Annotated in this window: 13 protein-coding genes; 4 read left to right on the top strand and 9 right to left on the bottom strand. The window is 63.6% G+C overall.

Annotated elements, in window-relative coordinates; translation table 11 throughout:
- Positions 1 to 24: 24 nt before the first annotated feature.
- Both FJ988_RS24820 and FJ988_RS24825 read left to right on the top strand, forming a co-directional pair.
- Positions 25 to 1,197, top strand: a complete 1,173-nt coding sequence (locus FJ988_RS24820; RefSeq protein ID WP_140820989.1) for a CaiB/BaiF CoA-transferase family protein — start codon at positions 25 to 27, stop codon at positions 1,195 to 1,197.
- Positions 1,194 to 2,843 carry a thiamine pyrophosphate-binding protein gene (locus FJ988_RS24825; protein WP_140820990.1) on the top strand — a complete coding sequence of 550 codons (1,650 nt, stop codon included), beginning with the start codon at positions 1,194 to 1,196 and terminating at the stop codon, positions 2,841 to 2,843. The genes FJ988_RS24820 and FJ988_RS24825 overlap by 4 nt, the downstream gene beginning before the upstream one ends.
- 229 nt (positions 2,844 to 3,072) lie before the next feature.
- Here FJ988_RS24825 and FJ988_RS24835 read toward each other — a convergent pair whose 3' ends face one another.
- From FJ988_RS24835 to FJ988_RS24855, 5 genes are all read right to left on the bottom strand, one after another.
- Entirely contained in the window at positions 3,073 to 3,510 is a 438-nt protein-coding gene (locus FJ988_RS24835; protein WP_140820991.1) for a CHRD domain-containing protein, read from the bottom strand.
- Between the two features lie 159 nt (positions 3,511 to 3,669).
- Positions 3,670 to 4,641, bottom strand: coding sequence for an ABC transporter substrate-binding protein (locus FJ988_RS24840; protein WP_140820992.1), 972 nt, complete (start codon positions 4,639 to 4,641; stop codon positions 3,670 to 3,672).
- A gap of 39 nt (positions 4,642 to 4,680) precedes the next feature.
- Positions 4,681 to 5,835, bottom strand: a complete 1,155-nt coding sequence (locus FJ988_RS24845; RefSeq protein WP_140820993.1) for an ABC transporter permease — start codon at positions 5,833 to 5,835, stop codon at positions 4,681 to 4,683.
- On the bottom strand, positions 5,832 to 6,710 hold the full coding sequence (locus tag FJ988_RS24850; protein ID WP_140820994.1) for an ABC transporter permease: 879 nt from the start codon (positions 6,708 to 6,710) through the stop codon (positions 5,832 to 5,834). Before FJ988_RS24850 ends, FJ988_RS24845 begins: the two co-directional genes overlap by 4 nt.
- A gap of 414 nt (positions 6,711 to 7,124) precedes the next feature.
- Entirely contained in the window at positions 7,125 to 7,916 is a 792-nt protein-coding gene (locus FJ988_RS24855) for an ABC transporter ATP-binding protein (protein WP_140820995.1), read from the bottom strand.
- A 119-nt stretch (positions 7,917 to 8,035) separates the two neighbouring features.
- Here FJ988_RS24855 and FJ988_RS24860 point away from each other — a divergent pair, with 119 nt between their 5' ends.
- Entirely contained in the window at positions 8,036 to 8,440 is a 405-nt protein-coding gene (locus FJ988_RS24860; RefSeq protein WP_140820996.1) for a cupin domain-containing protein, read from the top strand.
- A gap of 17 nt (positions 8,441 to 8,457) precedes the next feature.
- Here the strand turns inward: FJ988_RS24860 and FJ988_RS24865 are convergent, their stop codons facing one another.
- Genes FJ988_RS24865 through FJ988_RS24875 form a run of 3 tightly spaced genes read right to left on the bottom strand, consistent with a single transcriptional unit; the run spans position 8,458 to position 11,597 of the window.
- Complete coding sequence (locus FJ988_RS24865; protein ID WP_140820997.1) at positions 8,458 to 8,835, bottom strand: hypothetical protein; 378 nt, start codon at positions 8,833 to 8,835, stop codon at positions 8,458 to 8,460.
- Position 8,836: 1 nt separating this feature from the next.
- Positions 8,837 to 10,288, bottom strand: a complete 1,452-nt coding sequence (gene hydA, locus FJ988_RS24870) for a dihydropyrimidinase (protein ID WP_140820998.1) — start codon at positions 10,286 to 10,288, stop codon at positions 8,837 to 8,839.
- A gap of 58 nt (positions 10,289 to 10,346) precedes the next feature.
- Positions 10,347 to 11,597, bottom strand: a complete 1,251-nt coding sequence (locus FJ988_RS24875) for a Zn-dependent hydrolase (RefSeq protein ID WP_140820999.1) — start codon at positions 11,595 to 11,597, stop codon at positions 10,347 to 10,349.
- Positions 11,598 to 11,718: 121 nt separating this feature from the next.
- Here FJ988_RS24875 and FJ988_RS24880 point away from each other — a divergent pair, with 121 nt between their 5' ends.
- Positions 11,719 to 12,357, top strand: a complete 639-nt coding sequence (locus FJ988_RS24880; RefSeq protein WP_140821000.1) for a TetR/AcrR family transcriptional regulator — start codon at positions 11,719 to 11,721, stop codon at positions 12,355 to 12,357.
- An 82-nt stretch (positions 12,358 to 12,439) separates the two neighbouring features.
- On the opposite strand, the gene FJ988_RS24885 is transcribed toward FJ988_RS24880, so the two are convergent.
- Positions 12,440 to 13,768, bottom strand: a complete 1,329-nt coding sequence (locus FJ988_RS24885; RefSeq protein ID WP_140821001.1) for an aspartate aminotransferase family protein — start codon at positions 13,766 to 13,768, stop codon at positions 12,440 to 12,442.
- Positions 13,769 to 13,978: the final 210 nt, after the last annotated feature.

A 13,978-nucleotide genomic window follows, 5' to 3' on the forward strand; every position in this document is an offset into this window, starting at 1 on the left:
GCGCTTCATCCAACACGGTGATCCATGGCAGAACCTCCGCTGAAAGGCATCCGCGTTATCGAACTCGCCCGCATCCTGGCCGGCCCCTGGGCCGGGCAGCAGCTTGCCGACCTCGGCGCCGATGTCATCAAGGTCGAGAGCCCGGACGGCGGCGACGACACCCGCAAATGGGGCCCACCCTTCGTCATGAGCCATGACGGCGAGAACCTGTCGGCCGCCTATTACCATTGCTGCAATCGCGGCAAGCGCTCGATCGCCATCGACTTCTCCAAACCTGAGGGCGCCGAAACGCTCCGCCGGCTCGTCGCCACCTCCGACGTGCTGATCGAGAATTTCAAGCTTGGCGGCCTGAAGAAATACGGCCTCGACTACGAAAGCTTGAAAGCGGTCAACCCGCGCCTCGTCTATTGCTCGATCACCGGCTTCGGCCAGGATGGGCCGTATTCGCCACGCGCCGGCTACGACTTCATCATCCAGGCCATGGCCGGCATGATGTCGGTCACCGGTGAGGCCGGCCGCGAGCCGCAGAAGGCGGGCGTTGCCATCTCGGACCTCTTCACCGGCCTCTATTCGGTGATCGCCATTCAGGCGGCATTGCGCCATGCCGAGAAGACCGGTGAAGGCCAGCATATCGACATGGCGCTGTTCGACAGCCAGATCTCGGCGCTCGCCAACCAGAACCTCAACTATCTCGTCTCCGGCAAGTCGCCTGTCCAGATGGGCAATGCTCATATGAACATCGCGCCCTACGAGGTGCTTCCGGTGAAGAACGGCCACATCATCCTGGCGGTCGGCAATGACGGCCAGTTCGCAAAATTCTGCGCAGTCGTGGGCCTGACCGATCTGCCCGCCAATCCAGATTTCGCCACCAACCCGGCGCGCGTCGCCAACCGCGCGAAACTGCGCGAGACGATCGTCGCGACGCTGGCCGCATTCGACCGCGATCCGCTGCTGGCCAAGTTGGAAGAAGCGGGCGTTCCGGCGAGCCCGATCAACACGATCGGCCAGATGTTCGCCGACCCGCAGACGATCGCGCGCGGCATGCGGCTCGACCTCGACGACGGCCACGGCAACCTCTTGCCTTCGGTGCGCGCGCCGATGGTGATGTCGGGAACGCCGCTGGTCTATGAGCGCGCCTCGCCGCGGCTTGGCGAGCACACGGACGAAATCCTTGCCGAATTGGAGAGAGCAAAATGAAGACGGGCGGACAACTGATCGTCGAGGCGCTCGAAGCCAACGGCACCGATCGCATCTTCTGCGTTCCGGGTGAGTCCTATCTCGCGGTGCTCGACGCGCTGCATGACTCCTCGATCCGCACCATCGTCTGCCGCCAGGAAGGCGGTGCCGCGATGATGGCGGACTGCCAGGGCCGGCTGACCGGCAAGCCCGGCATCTGCTTCGTCACCCGCGGCCCCGGCGCCACCAACGCCTCGGCCGGCGTCCATATAGCCATGCAGGATTCGGTGCCGATGATCCTGTTCATCGGCCAGGTCGCCAGCCACGCCAAGGAGCGTGAAGCCTTCCAGGAGGTCGACTACAAGCGCTTCTTCGGCGACATCGCCAAATGGGTGGTGGAGATCGACGATGCCTCCCGCATCCCGGAATTCGTCACCCGCGCCTTCGCGGTGGCGACCTCCGGCCGCCCCGGCCCGGTGGTCATCTCGCTGCCGGAAGACATGTTGACCGACGAGGTCGAGGCTCCGAAAGCGCTGCCGCACACACCGGTCGAAACGCGTCCCGGCGAAGCCGAGCTAGACGCGCTCGAGATGCTGCTCGCCAATGCCAAGCGTCCGTTCGTCATTCTCGGCGGCACGCGCTGGGACGAGCAGGCCGTGGCAAACATACGCGCGATCGCCGAAACATGGTCGCTGCCCGTCGGCTGTTCTTTCCGCCGCCAGATGCTGTTCGACCATCTGCATGCGAACTATGCCGGCGATGTCGGTATCGGCATCAACCCGAAGCTGGCGGCGCGGATCAAGGAAGCCGATGTCGTGCTCTTGCTCGGCGGCCGCCTGGGCGAGATGCCGTCGTCGGACTACACGCTGCTGAAAAGCCCTTACCCTGACCAGGCGCTGGTGCATGTCCACGCCGACGCCGGCGAGCTCGGCCGCGTCTACCGACCGACCATAGCCATAAACGCCTCGCCCGCCGCCTTCGTCGAGGCCTTTGCCAAGCGCAAGCCTTCGGCCAAGCCGTCCTGGGCAGCCGAGACGGAGAAGGCGCATGCCGCCTATCTCGAATGGTCGACGCCGCCGCAGACCGGCCCAGGCGCGGTCCAGATGGGGCCGATCATCGAGCATCTCGGCAAGGTCCTGCCGGAAGACGCCATCCTCACCAACGGCGCCGGCAACTACGCCACCTGGGTACATCGCTTCTACCGCACCCGCCGCTTCGGCACGCAAGCGGCGCCTACATCCGGCTCGATGGGCTATGGCACGCCCGCGGCCGTCGCCGCCAAGTCGCTGTTCCCGGATCGCACCGTGGTCGCCTTCGCCGGCGACGGCTGCTTCCTGATGAACGGCCAGGAATTCGCCACCGCCGTCCAATATGACCTGCCGATCATCGTCATCGTCGTCAACAACGGCATCTACGGCACGATCCGCATGCATCAGGAGCGCGAATATCCGAGCCGCGTCGTCGCCACCAGTCTGAAGAACCCTGATTTCGCCGCGCTTGCCCGCTCCTATGGCGGCCATGGCGAGACGGTCGAGAAGACCGCCGACTTCGCGCCGGCCTTCGAGCGCGCGCGCGCCAGCGGCAAGCCGGCGATCGTCGAGATCAAGCTCGATCCCGAGGCGATCACGCCGACCCGCACACTGACGCAGATCCGCGACAAGAGCTGAGAGTAGATTAGAGAGTTTAGGCCGAGTTCCTTCGCGCCCCTCTCTGGCCTGCCGGCCATCTCCCCCACGAGGGGGGAGATTGGCTGTTCGATCGCCTCGCCATTCCTGCAACGCTGGTGATTGGCGAAAGCCGGCGTGACATCTGATCTCCCCCCTCGTGGGGGAGATGTCCGGCAGGACAGAGGGGGGCGCTGTCCCGCCGGCATCCAAAATCTCGGCCTGCGACGCCCTACATCGCCTTCTCGATCTGGCCGCGGATCTCGCCGTCCTTGTTCGCGGCGGTGTGGACGTTGACGTAGTATTTGCCGGCCTCCAGGTCAGCGGCTTGCGCATCGGTCAGCGTCGCCGACCCCTTGATCGGGCTCTTGAGGGCCTTGAACGGGATGACTGGCGGAGCGTTGGCGCCCATGTCGGCCGGACCGTGAATGTGTGCGGCTACGGCCGGTCCGCTCAGACCGGAATATTTAACGTTCCAGCTGAGCTTCTTGCTGGTGGTGTTGAAGGTGAATGTCGCGGTGCCCTTGCCCTTGGTGGTGACGGGCGGGCTCTGCTGCGAGCCGTCGAGCGTCGCCTTGAATTTTATCGTCTCGGCCATGGCCGGCGACGCGAGCAGGAAAGCGGTCGAAACGGCGAGTGCCGAGAGCATCGGCGCAGACAGGATGCGCATGAAGAACCTCCGTTGATGACAGCATCCTCCACGGCTCCCCGGCGCGCGGATGCAAGAACTGCAACGGATGAATGGGCCGATGTTTCCCGGAACACGCTTATTTTACCGCAACGAAAAAGGGGCGGTCGCCCGCCCCTTTCACGTTCCGGCCGCTGGAGCCTACTTGATCGCCTTGTCGGTGATCGCGGTCGTGTAGGCGCCGCTCGCTTCCTTGCTGATGATCTTCTGGTCGAGCAGCGCCTTGGCGGTACGCTCGTAAGCGGCCGGGATCAGCTTGCCGTCGGCGTTGTCGATCAGCTTGGCCACTTCCTTCATCATGAACTTCTGGTGGTTCTCGTCCTGGCCACCGGCGTCGACGACGATGCCGGCCGCCTCGTCGGTGTTCTCGGTGGCGTATTTCCAGCCCTTCATCGAGGCGCGCACGAAGCGCACCATCTTGTCTTCGAAGGCCGGATCCTTGAGCTTGTCCTCAAGCGTGTAGAGCCCGTCTTCCAAGAGGTCGTTGCCCATGGCCGAGTAGTTGAAGACGACCAGGTCTTCCGGCTTGTAACCGGCATCCAGCACCTGGCCGTATTCATTGTAGGTCATGACCGAGATGCAGTCGGCCTGCTTCTGGATCAGCGGCTGCACGTCGAAGCTCTGCTTGAGCACCGTCACGCCGTCCGGGCCGCCATCGGTCTTGAGGCCGATCTTGTTCATCCAGGCATAGAACGGATATTCGTTGCCGAAGAACCAGACGCCGAGCGTATGGCCCTTGAAATCGGCCTCGGTCTTGATCGGTCCGTCCTTGGGGCAGACCAGTTCCATGCCGGCCTTCTTGAACGGCTGGGCGATGTTGACGAGCCCCACGCCCTTGTCGCGGGCCGCGAGCGCGCCGCCCATCCAGTCGACGATGACGTCGGCGCCGCCGCCGGCAATCACCTGCTCCGGCGCGATGTCCGGGCCGCCCGGCTTGATGTCGACGTCGAGGCCTTCGGCGTCATAGAAACCCTTGGCCTTGGCGACATAGTAGCCGGCGAACTGGGCCTGCGTGACCCATTTCAATTGCAGCGTCACCTTGTCGGCGGCCATCGCCTGGAACGCTGCCAGCGACATGGCGCCGGCCAAAGCAGAAATCAGCAGTCTTTTCATGTTTTTACCCTCTGAAGTTAGTACCCATACCCACCGCCCCTATCCACCGCGGACAGAGGGATGCCAAAACGTGACGGCTCTCTCGATGAGAGCGACCACGCCATAAAAGACCGAACCCGCCAGTGCTGCAACTGCGATTTCGGCCCAGACCATGTCGATGTTCATCCGCCCGACCTCGGTCGAGATGCGGAATCCCATGCCGACAACCGGCGTGCCGAAGAACTCCGCGACGATGGCGCCGATCAGCGCCAGCGTCGAATTGATCTTCAGCGCATTGAAGATGAAAGGCATTGCCGCCGGCAGCCTGAGCTTGAGCAGCGTCGGCCAATAGCCCGACGCATAGGTGCGCATCAGGTCGCGCTCCATATGGCCGGAAGCGGCAAGCCCGGCGACCGTGTTCACCAGCATCGGGAAGAAGGTCATGATGATGACGACAGCCGCTTTGGACGGCCAGTCGAAGCCGAACCACATGACCATGATCGGCGCCACGCCGATGATCGGCAGCGCCGAGACCATGTTGCCGATCGGCAGGAGCCCGCGCCGCAGGAACGGTACGCGGTCGGCAAGGATGGCGACGGCGAAGCCGGCGCCGCTGCCGACGACATAACCGAACAGCACCGCCTTGAAGATCGTCTGCCGGACATCGGCGCCCAGCACCGGCAGCGAACCGGCGATGCGCGCGCCGATGGCGCTTGGCGGCGGCAAAAGGATGAACGGGATGCCGGCGCCGCGCGTTACCGCTTCCCAGATGATCAGGATCCAGGCGCCGAAGATCGCCGGGATGATCAGGCGGAGTGCGTTCCTGGCCACGCTTTGGCTCGGACGCAATGAGGACAACAGGGCAACGCAGCGCCAGGCAAGCAGCCAGGCAGCCGCAAGTAGCAGAAAATAGGGCGCCAGCGCCGTGCCTTCGAAGCCTCCTATGCCCTTGATCAGCAGCCAGGCGACGGCATGGGCGCCGACGAACAACAACACCGCCTCGATGATCGGCGCGAGCTTCACCATGGAGGCAAGAGCCGCGACCAGCAGCAATCCGATGATCAGCGCCTTAGCGCCCATATAGGGGTAGGCAACGGTCACTGCAGGCTGCGCAAGGGCCGCGGCTTCCGGTTTCGTCATGGCGCCGAGCGTCAGTGCTACCAGGCAAAGCAGGACGGCAAGAACCGCTTGCCAGGAGGGTTTCAGCCAGGTCATGCCGGCCTCCCGCCCATGGCGCGGTCGACGAGGCGTCCGGCGATGCCGACCAGCATCACCAGCAGCGCCGCGACCACCGAGCCGGCGACCAGCGCCGACCAGATGTCGATCGTCTGGCTGTAATACGCGCCGGCGAGCAGCTTCGCGCCGATGCCGGCCACCGCGCCCGTCGGCAATTCGCCGACGATGGCGCCGACAAGGCTCGCCGCCACCGCCACCTTCATCGAGGTGAACAGGAACGGCACCGAGGCCGGCACGCGCAGTTTCCAAAAAGTCTGCGAGGCACTGGCATTGTAGGTGTGCATCAGGTCGAGATGCATGAGTTCGGGCGAGCGCAGGCCCTTCACCATGCCCACCGCGACCGGGAAGAACGACAGATAGGTCGAGATCAGTGCTTTCGGGATCAGGCCGGTGATGCCGATTGCCGCCAGCACCACGATGATCATCGGCGCCACCGCCAGGATGGGAATCGTCTGCGACGCGATGATCCACGGCATCAGGCTGCGGTCGAGCGTCGCCACATGCACGATGCCGACGGCAATGACGATGCCGAGCGCCGTGCCGAAGGCAAAGCCGAGCAGCGTCGAGGACAGCGTCACCCAGGCATTATAGACCAGGCTGCGGTTCGAGGTGACGGAGCGCAGGAAGGTGTTCTCGAAGAAATTAGCCGCCACCTGATGCGGCGCCGGCAGCGTCGGCTTCGGCTGCGCCAGCGTCTTGCCGATGAATTCGACCGCGCCGGGCGTCTCATTGGCTCGCTTATCGAGATCGCGCTGGAACGGCGCGTTGAGGATGACGGCAAAGACATACCAGAGCACCACCACGCCGGCGAGGATGGAGGTGACGGGGATGATCTTGGAGCGGAAGGAGTCCATCAGCGCTCCCCTTCTCCTCTCCCCACCGGGGAGAGGGTGGCCGGAGCGAAGCGAAGGCCGGGCACCTTCGACCGTAGTGGCGACAACCTTCGCGACTTCGTCATCCTAGGGCGTAGCGACGCGAAGCGGAGCGCAGACCCTAGGATCCATGCCGTGACGTTGGTCGAAGGGTCAAAGCGGTTCAGAATAGCTAATGAGCAGAGCGCAGCACAGGGAGCCGTATTTTGCATCGCTGCGGAGCGTCGAGGTAACGGCATGGATCCTAGGGTCTGCGCCGCGTCGCTTCGCTCCTTGCTTCGCCCTAGGATGACGAAGTTAAGGTGGGATGCTCCCTCTGCGCTCCGCTTCGCGTCACTCCGCCCTAGGATGACGAAGGCGTGGCGGCCGCCTCGTCCGCACTCATCCTTCATCGCCTCAATCGTCATAGCTGTGCCCAGCCCTGAGCCCATCGCGCACCCGCGCCGCGATCGCAAGGAATTCCGGCGTCTCGCGTATGTCTAGGGGGCGCTCCCTGGGCAGCGTCGATTCGATGATGTCGGTGACGCGGCCGGGCCGTGGCGACATCACCACGATGCGCGTCGACAGGTACACCGCCTCGGGGATCGAATGGGTGACGAAGCAGATCGTCTTGTTGGTGCGGGCCCAGAGATCGAGGAGTTGCTCGTTCAAATGATCGCGCACGATCTCGTCCAGCGCGCCGAACGGCTCGTCCATCAACAAGAGGTCGGCGTCGAAGGCAAGCGCACGCGCGATTGAAGCGCGCTGCTGCATGCCGCCGGAGAGCTGCCAGGGATATTTCTTCTCGAACCCGGAGAGGTTGACGAGTTCCATCGTGCGCTTGATGCGCTCCGCCTGCTCGGCCTGGCTGAGCCCGATGATCTCCAGCGGCAGCGCGACATTGCGCTCGATGGTGCGCCACGGAAACAACGCGGCCGCCTGGAAGACATAGCCATAGGCGCGTTTCTCGCGCGCCTGCTCCGGCGACATGCCGTTGACCGAGATCGTCCCCGAAGTCGCCTTCTCCAGATCGGCGATGACGCGCAGCAAGGTCGTCTTGCCGCAGCCGGACGGGCCGATGAAGGAGACGAACTCGCCCTTGCCGATGGTCAGGTCGACATTGGACAGCGCCTGCACCGGACCGTCATTGGTCTGGAAGGTGAGGCCGAGCTTGCTTGCCGCTACGACGGCTGGCGAGGTTCCGGTCATTGCTGGCAGCCTGCCTTTCGCAGCCGCTGCCGCGCCGGATGAAAGCTTGTTGCATTTGCGTCGATGTTGTTTTCCACTCGTCCAGTCCCAACAGATCGACGCCGCCCGGAGCCTTGCCGATGTCGCCCAAACCCACTTGTCATCTTATCCGCCCCGAAACCTCTTATGAAGGCAAGCAGGGCCTGACCTATCTCGCCGGCATCGCCACCGAGACGGTAGGCTCCTCCGGCATCTGCATGCATGTGCTCACCATGCCGCCCGGCGCCCGCGCCAAGGCGCATCTGCACGAGAACCACGAGACGGCGATCTACGTGCTCTCCGGCGAGGTCCACACCTGGTATGGCGACCGGCTCGAGCACCACATCGTCGTCAAGGCCGGCGACCTCTTCTACATCCCGGCCGGCGTACCGCATCTGCCGGCAAATCTCAGCAACGCGCCCTCCTCGGCCGTAATTGCCCGCACCGATCCCAACGAGCAGGAAAGCGTCGTCCTGCTGCCGGAACTGGATGCTCTGGTTGCTTGAAGCTGGCGGGACTGCCGTTATTTGCACCGGGAAACTTCGCCCATCACATTGCCGTCTTCGTCGGCCACCACCAGCTTCTTCGCATTCTTCGCGCTGCGCTTGATGGTGAACTTGGTCGGCGCCTGTCCGTCCTCGCCTTCCGCCTCGCACTTCGCCGTCACCACCAGCGAGCCGTCGGCCTGGGCCTGTTTGTCGCTGAAGGTGCAGGCGCTGGCGGCGGTGACCAGCTCCTTGTCGGTCAGAAGCAACATCTTGTCGGCGGCGACCTCCTGGCCGTTCCGGTTGATGCAGCCATATTTGTCCCCGTAAGGCTTGCTGAGATCAATGCCGGCGGCCGATGCATGGCCGGCAGCAAGCACCAAGGCAGCGCCTAAGAACAGTCCCCCGCGCCGCATCTCAAACTCCCGTTGCCGGAATGCCGGTGCGCTCGACCTTGCGCGGCGCGGAGATTTCCTTCCAGGTCGACAGCGCGCGGTTGATCGCGGCGTTCGGCTCGCGAGCAACGAACTCGCCATGGCCGACCTTGGCCTTGACGTCCGCCTCCTCGATCGACAGCTCGCCGCGCGAGAAAACGAAGCGCGGCAGGCCGGTCACCTCGAAACCTTCGAAGACGTTATAGTCGATCACCGACTGCTGTTTCTTGGCCGAGATGGTCTTCTTGCGCTTCGGATCCCAGACCACGATGTCGGCGTCGGCGCCTTCGACGATCGCGCCCTTCTTCGGATAGGTGTTGAGGATCTTTGCGATGTTGGTCGACGTCACCGCGACGAACTCGTTCATCGTCAGCCGGCCGGTGTTGACGCCGGTGGTCCAAAGCACCGGCATGCGGTCCTCGAGGCCGCCGGTGCCGTTCGGGATTTTGGTGAAGTCGCCAACGCCGTTGCGCTTCTGCTTGGTGGTGAAGGAGCAGTGGTCGGTCGCGACCACCTGCAGCGAGCCCGCCTGCAGGCCGGCCCACAGCGAATCCTGATGCCACTTGCTGCGGAAGGGCGGGCTCATCACGCGCCGCGCCGCATGGTCCCAGTCCTTGTTGAAATACTCGGTCTCGTCGAGCGTCAGGTGCTGGATCAGCGGCTCACCGAACACCCGCATGCCCTTCTGGCGGGCGCGGCGGATCGCCTCGTGGCTCTGCTCGCACGAGACGTGCACGACATAGAGCGGCACGCCGGCCATGTCGGCAATCATGATGGCGCGATTCGTCGCCTCGCCCTCCACTTCCGGCGGACGCGAATAGGCATGACCTTCCGGACCGTTGTTGCCGGCGGCGAGCAGCTTCTGCGAAAGTGCTGCGACCACGTCGCCATTTTCGGCATGCACCAAAGGCAACGCGCCGAGATCGGCGCAGCGCTGGAACGACGCATACATCTCGTCGTCGTCGACCATCAGCGCGCCTTTGTAGGCCATGAAGTGCTTGAACGAAGTGATGCCCCGATCGACCACGATCGCCATCTCGTCGAACACCTGCTTGCCCCACCAGGTGATCGCCATGTGAAAGGAATAGTCGCAGGCCGCCTTCGAGGTCTTGTTGTCCCACATCTGCAGGGCTTCCAGCAGCGACTGCTGCGGCGCCGGCAGACAGAAATCGACCACCATCGTCGTGCCGCCGGACAATGCCGCGCGCGTGCCGGACTCGAAATCGTCGGCCGAATAGGTGCCCATGAAGGGCATTTCGAGATGGGTGTGCGGATCGATGCCACCCGGCATCACATAACAGCCGGTGGCGTCGAACTCGTGGTCGCCATGCAGGTCCGAACCTATGGCGATGATCTTGCCATGGCTGAAGACCACATCGGCCTTCCAGGTACGGTCGGCTGTGACGACAGTGCCGTTCTTGATGACTTTGGTCATGTCTGTTCCCCTGTTCTTTCGCGCTTCTTTGCGAGCTGCGTTTGCGAGGTCTAGTCGGTCATTCGACGATTCCCGCCGTCTCCACCACCGCGTGGAACAGCACGTCGGCGCCGGCCGCCGCCCATTCCTTGGTGATGTCCTCGGCCTCGTTGTGTGACAACCCATCAACGCACGGGCACATCACCATGGCGGTCGGCGCGACGCGGTTGATCCAGCAGGCGTCATGGCCGGCGCCGGAGACGATGTTGCGATGCGTGTAGCCCAGCCTCTCCGCGGCATCGCGGATCGCCTTGACGCAATTCTTGTCGAAGGTGACCGGGTCGAAATGGCCGACCTGCTCGATTTTGTATTTGATGTCGAGCGCATCGCAGATCGTGTCGATGCCCTCGCGGATGCGCCCATCCATGGCGTCGAGCACTTCCTTTTCCGGCGAGCGGATGTCGATGGTGAAGACTGTGCGGCCGGCAATGATGTTGCGCGAGTTGGGATAGACTTCCATATGGCCGACCGCGCCGACCGCGTCGGGCTGGTAGTCCATCGCGATCTCGTGCACCAGTTCGATGACGCGGGCCATGCCGAGCCCGGCATTGCGGCGCTTCGGCATCGGCGTCGAGCCGGTATGCGCTTCCTTGCCGGTCAGCGTCACTTGCAGCCATTTCAGCCCCTGGCCGTGGGTGACGACGCCGATGTCGATGCCTTCGTCCTCGAGAATCGGCCCCTGTTCGATATGCAGCTCGAAGAAGGCGTGGATTTTTCGGTCGCCGACCTTCTCGGAGCCTTTCCAGCCGATACGTTCAAGCTCCTCGCCGAATTTCTTGCCATTCTTGTCGGTGTGCTCATAGACATCGGCCTGGTCGAGCACGCCGGCAAAGACGCCAGACGCCATCATCGCCGGTGCGAAACGCGCGCCCTCTTCGTTCGTCCAGTTGGTGACGACGATTGGATGTTTCGTCTTGATGCCGAGGTCGTTGAGCGAGCGCACGACCTCGAGGCCACCCAGTACGCCGAGCACCCCGTCATACTTGCCGCCGGTCGGCTGCGTGTCGAGATGGCTGCCGACATAGACCGGCGGCAGGCTGGGATCAGTGCCCTCGCGGCGGGCGAACATGGTGCCCATCTCGTCGACGCCCATTTCGAGCCCGGCGGCATCGCACCAGCGCTTGAAAAGGTGCCGGCCCTCACCATCCTCGTCTGTCACGGTCTGGCGATTGTTGCCGCCGGCAATGCCGGGGCCGATCTTCGCCATCTCCATGATGGAATCCCACAAGCGATCTGAATTGATTCGCAGATTCTCGCCGGGTGCGGCCATTTGCGGTTCCCATTTTCACCAGAGGTCTTGTCGCCTCTTGAGTGGTTTGCATCCTGACCGTATGGTCAGCTTTCAGACTACACAACCTGACCAACCGGTCAATGAGAATCTTGGGGGAGACATGACCGAACCCACCCGTCCCATGCGGCGACAGGACATCCGACGGGAGAACGAAAAAGCCATCCTGCTGGCCGCCGAAAAAGTGTTCGCGGAAGCAGGGTTTGGCGGCGCCACCATGCAGCTGATCGCCGACCTGGCAGGGCTGCCGAAGGCGAACCTTCACTATTATTTCGCCACCAAGGAAGAGCTCTACCGCTCCGTCGTCCAGAACATCTTCGAGATCTGGCTGCAGGCGGCCAACTGCTTCGACGCGGCGCGCGGCCCGGTGGACGGCATCAGCGCCTATATCGACGCCAAGATGGAAATATCGCGCCGCCATGCGGACGGCTCGAAGGTCTGGGCCTCCGAAGTGATGCACGGCGCGCCGGTGCTTCAGGACTATATGGAATCGACTTTGCGCGAATGGACCGACGGCCGCGTCGAGATCATCCGGCGCTGGATCGAAGAGGGCAAGATGGACCCGGTCGACCCGCGGCATCTGCTCTACATGCTCTGGGCCACGACCCAGCACTATGCCGATTTCGGCCACCAGATCGAGACACTCAATGGCGGCAAGTCACTGTCCAACCGACAGTGGCAGGAAGCCAAGGAGAACATCAAGCGGGTCATCCTGACAGGCATCGGCGCGCAGCCTGCTTAGCGCAGCTCTCTCCGGCACCGTCAGCATCGACAAGTGAGGATAAGGCGCGGCACCTTAGAGCGCCGCGCCTTATCCGCTGTCATCAGTCGATCGACCTCAGCACATCGCGAACATGGTCGATCAGCTCGTTGATCTGGCCCTTGGTGATGATCAGCGGCGGCGACAGCGCGATGATGTCGCCGGTGGTGCGGATCAGCGCGCCGCGCTCGAACGCCTTGACGAAGGCCGAGAACGCCCGCTTGGTCGGGCTGCCGGCGATCGGCGCCAGCTCGATCGCGCCGATCAGGCCGATGTTGCGGATGTCGATGACATGCGGCTCGCCCTTCAGCGAATGCAGCGCATCTTCCCAGTAGGGCGCCAGCTCCTCGCCGCGCGTCAGAAGACCCTCTTCCTTATAGGTATCCAGCGTGCCGAGCGCCGCGGCGCAGGCGATCGGATTGCCCGAATAGGTGTAGCCGTGGAAGAACTCGATCATGTGCTCCGGGCCAGTCATGAAGGCGTCGTGGATTTCCTTCTTGACGAACACCGCGCCCATCGGGATGACGCCGTTGGAGACGCCCTTGGCGGTGGTCATGATGTCCGGCGTGACGCCGAAATAGTCGGCCGCGAACGGCGCGCCGAGGCGGCCGAAGCCGGTGATCACTTCATCGAAAATCAACAATATGCCGTGCTTCGTGCAGATTTCCCGAAGTTTCTGCAGATAGCCCTTCGGCGGCAGGATGACGCCGGTCGAGCCGGCGACCGGCTCGACGATGACGGCCGCGATGGTCGAGGCGTCATGCAGCGTGACGAGGCGCTCGAGTTCGTTGGCGAGATCCGCGCCATGCTCCGGCACGCCCCTCGAGAACGCGTTCTTCTCCGGCAGATGCGTATGCGGCAGATGGTCGACGCCGCCGAGCAGCGTGCCGAACATCTTGCGGTTGGTGACGATGCCGCCGACCGAGATGCCACCGAAATTGACGCCGTGATAGCCGCGCTCGCGGCCGATCAGCCGGGTGCGCGCGCCCTCGCCGCGGGCGCGGTGATAGGCGATCGCCATCTTCAACGCGGTGTCGACCGATTCCGAACCGGAGTTGGTGAAGAATACATGGTCCATGCCCTTCGGCGCGATGTCGACCAGGCGGTTCGCCAACTCGAACACAATGGGATGGCCCATCTGGAAGGCCGGCGCGTAGTCGAGCTCCGCCGCCTGCTGCTGGATCGCCTCGGTGATCTTCGGCCGGCAGTGGCCGGCATTGACGCACCACAGTCCGGCCGTGCCGTCCAGCACCTTGCGGCCGTCGCTGGTGGTGTAATGCATGTCCTTGGCGGACACGAACATGCGCGGCGCCTGCTTGAACTGCCGGTTTGCCGTGAACGGCATCCAGAATGCGCTGAGATCGTTCGGCGTAACTTTCAGCCGGTTGGACATGACCAGGACTTCCCCTTGTAAGCGTGTTTCGGTGCGGCCAACGCTTGGTCTTTGCTGCGTTTTCGTGCTACGCAAAATTTTGACCGGTTGGACAAACGTTAGCGCCGCCAGCCGGCGGTCAGGGGATTACTAGCGGAAATGCGGCATCGAATGCGCGCTCCACAGCTCAGGGAAAAACTGGTCCAGACAATTGGTCCAGACACAGCCCGT

The sequence above is a fragment of the Mesorhizobium sp. CU3 genome, from assembly GCF_006442965.1.
Lineage (GTDB): Bacteria > Pseudomonadota > Alphaproteobacteria > Rhizobiales > Rhizobiaceae > Mesorhizobium.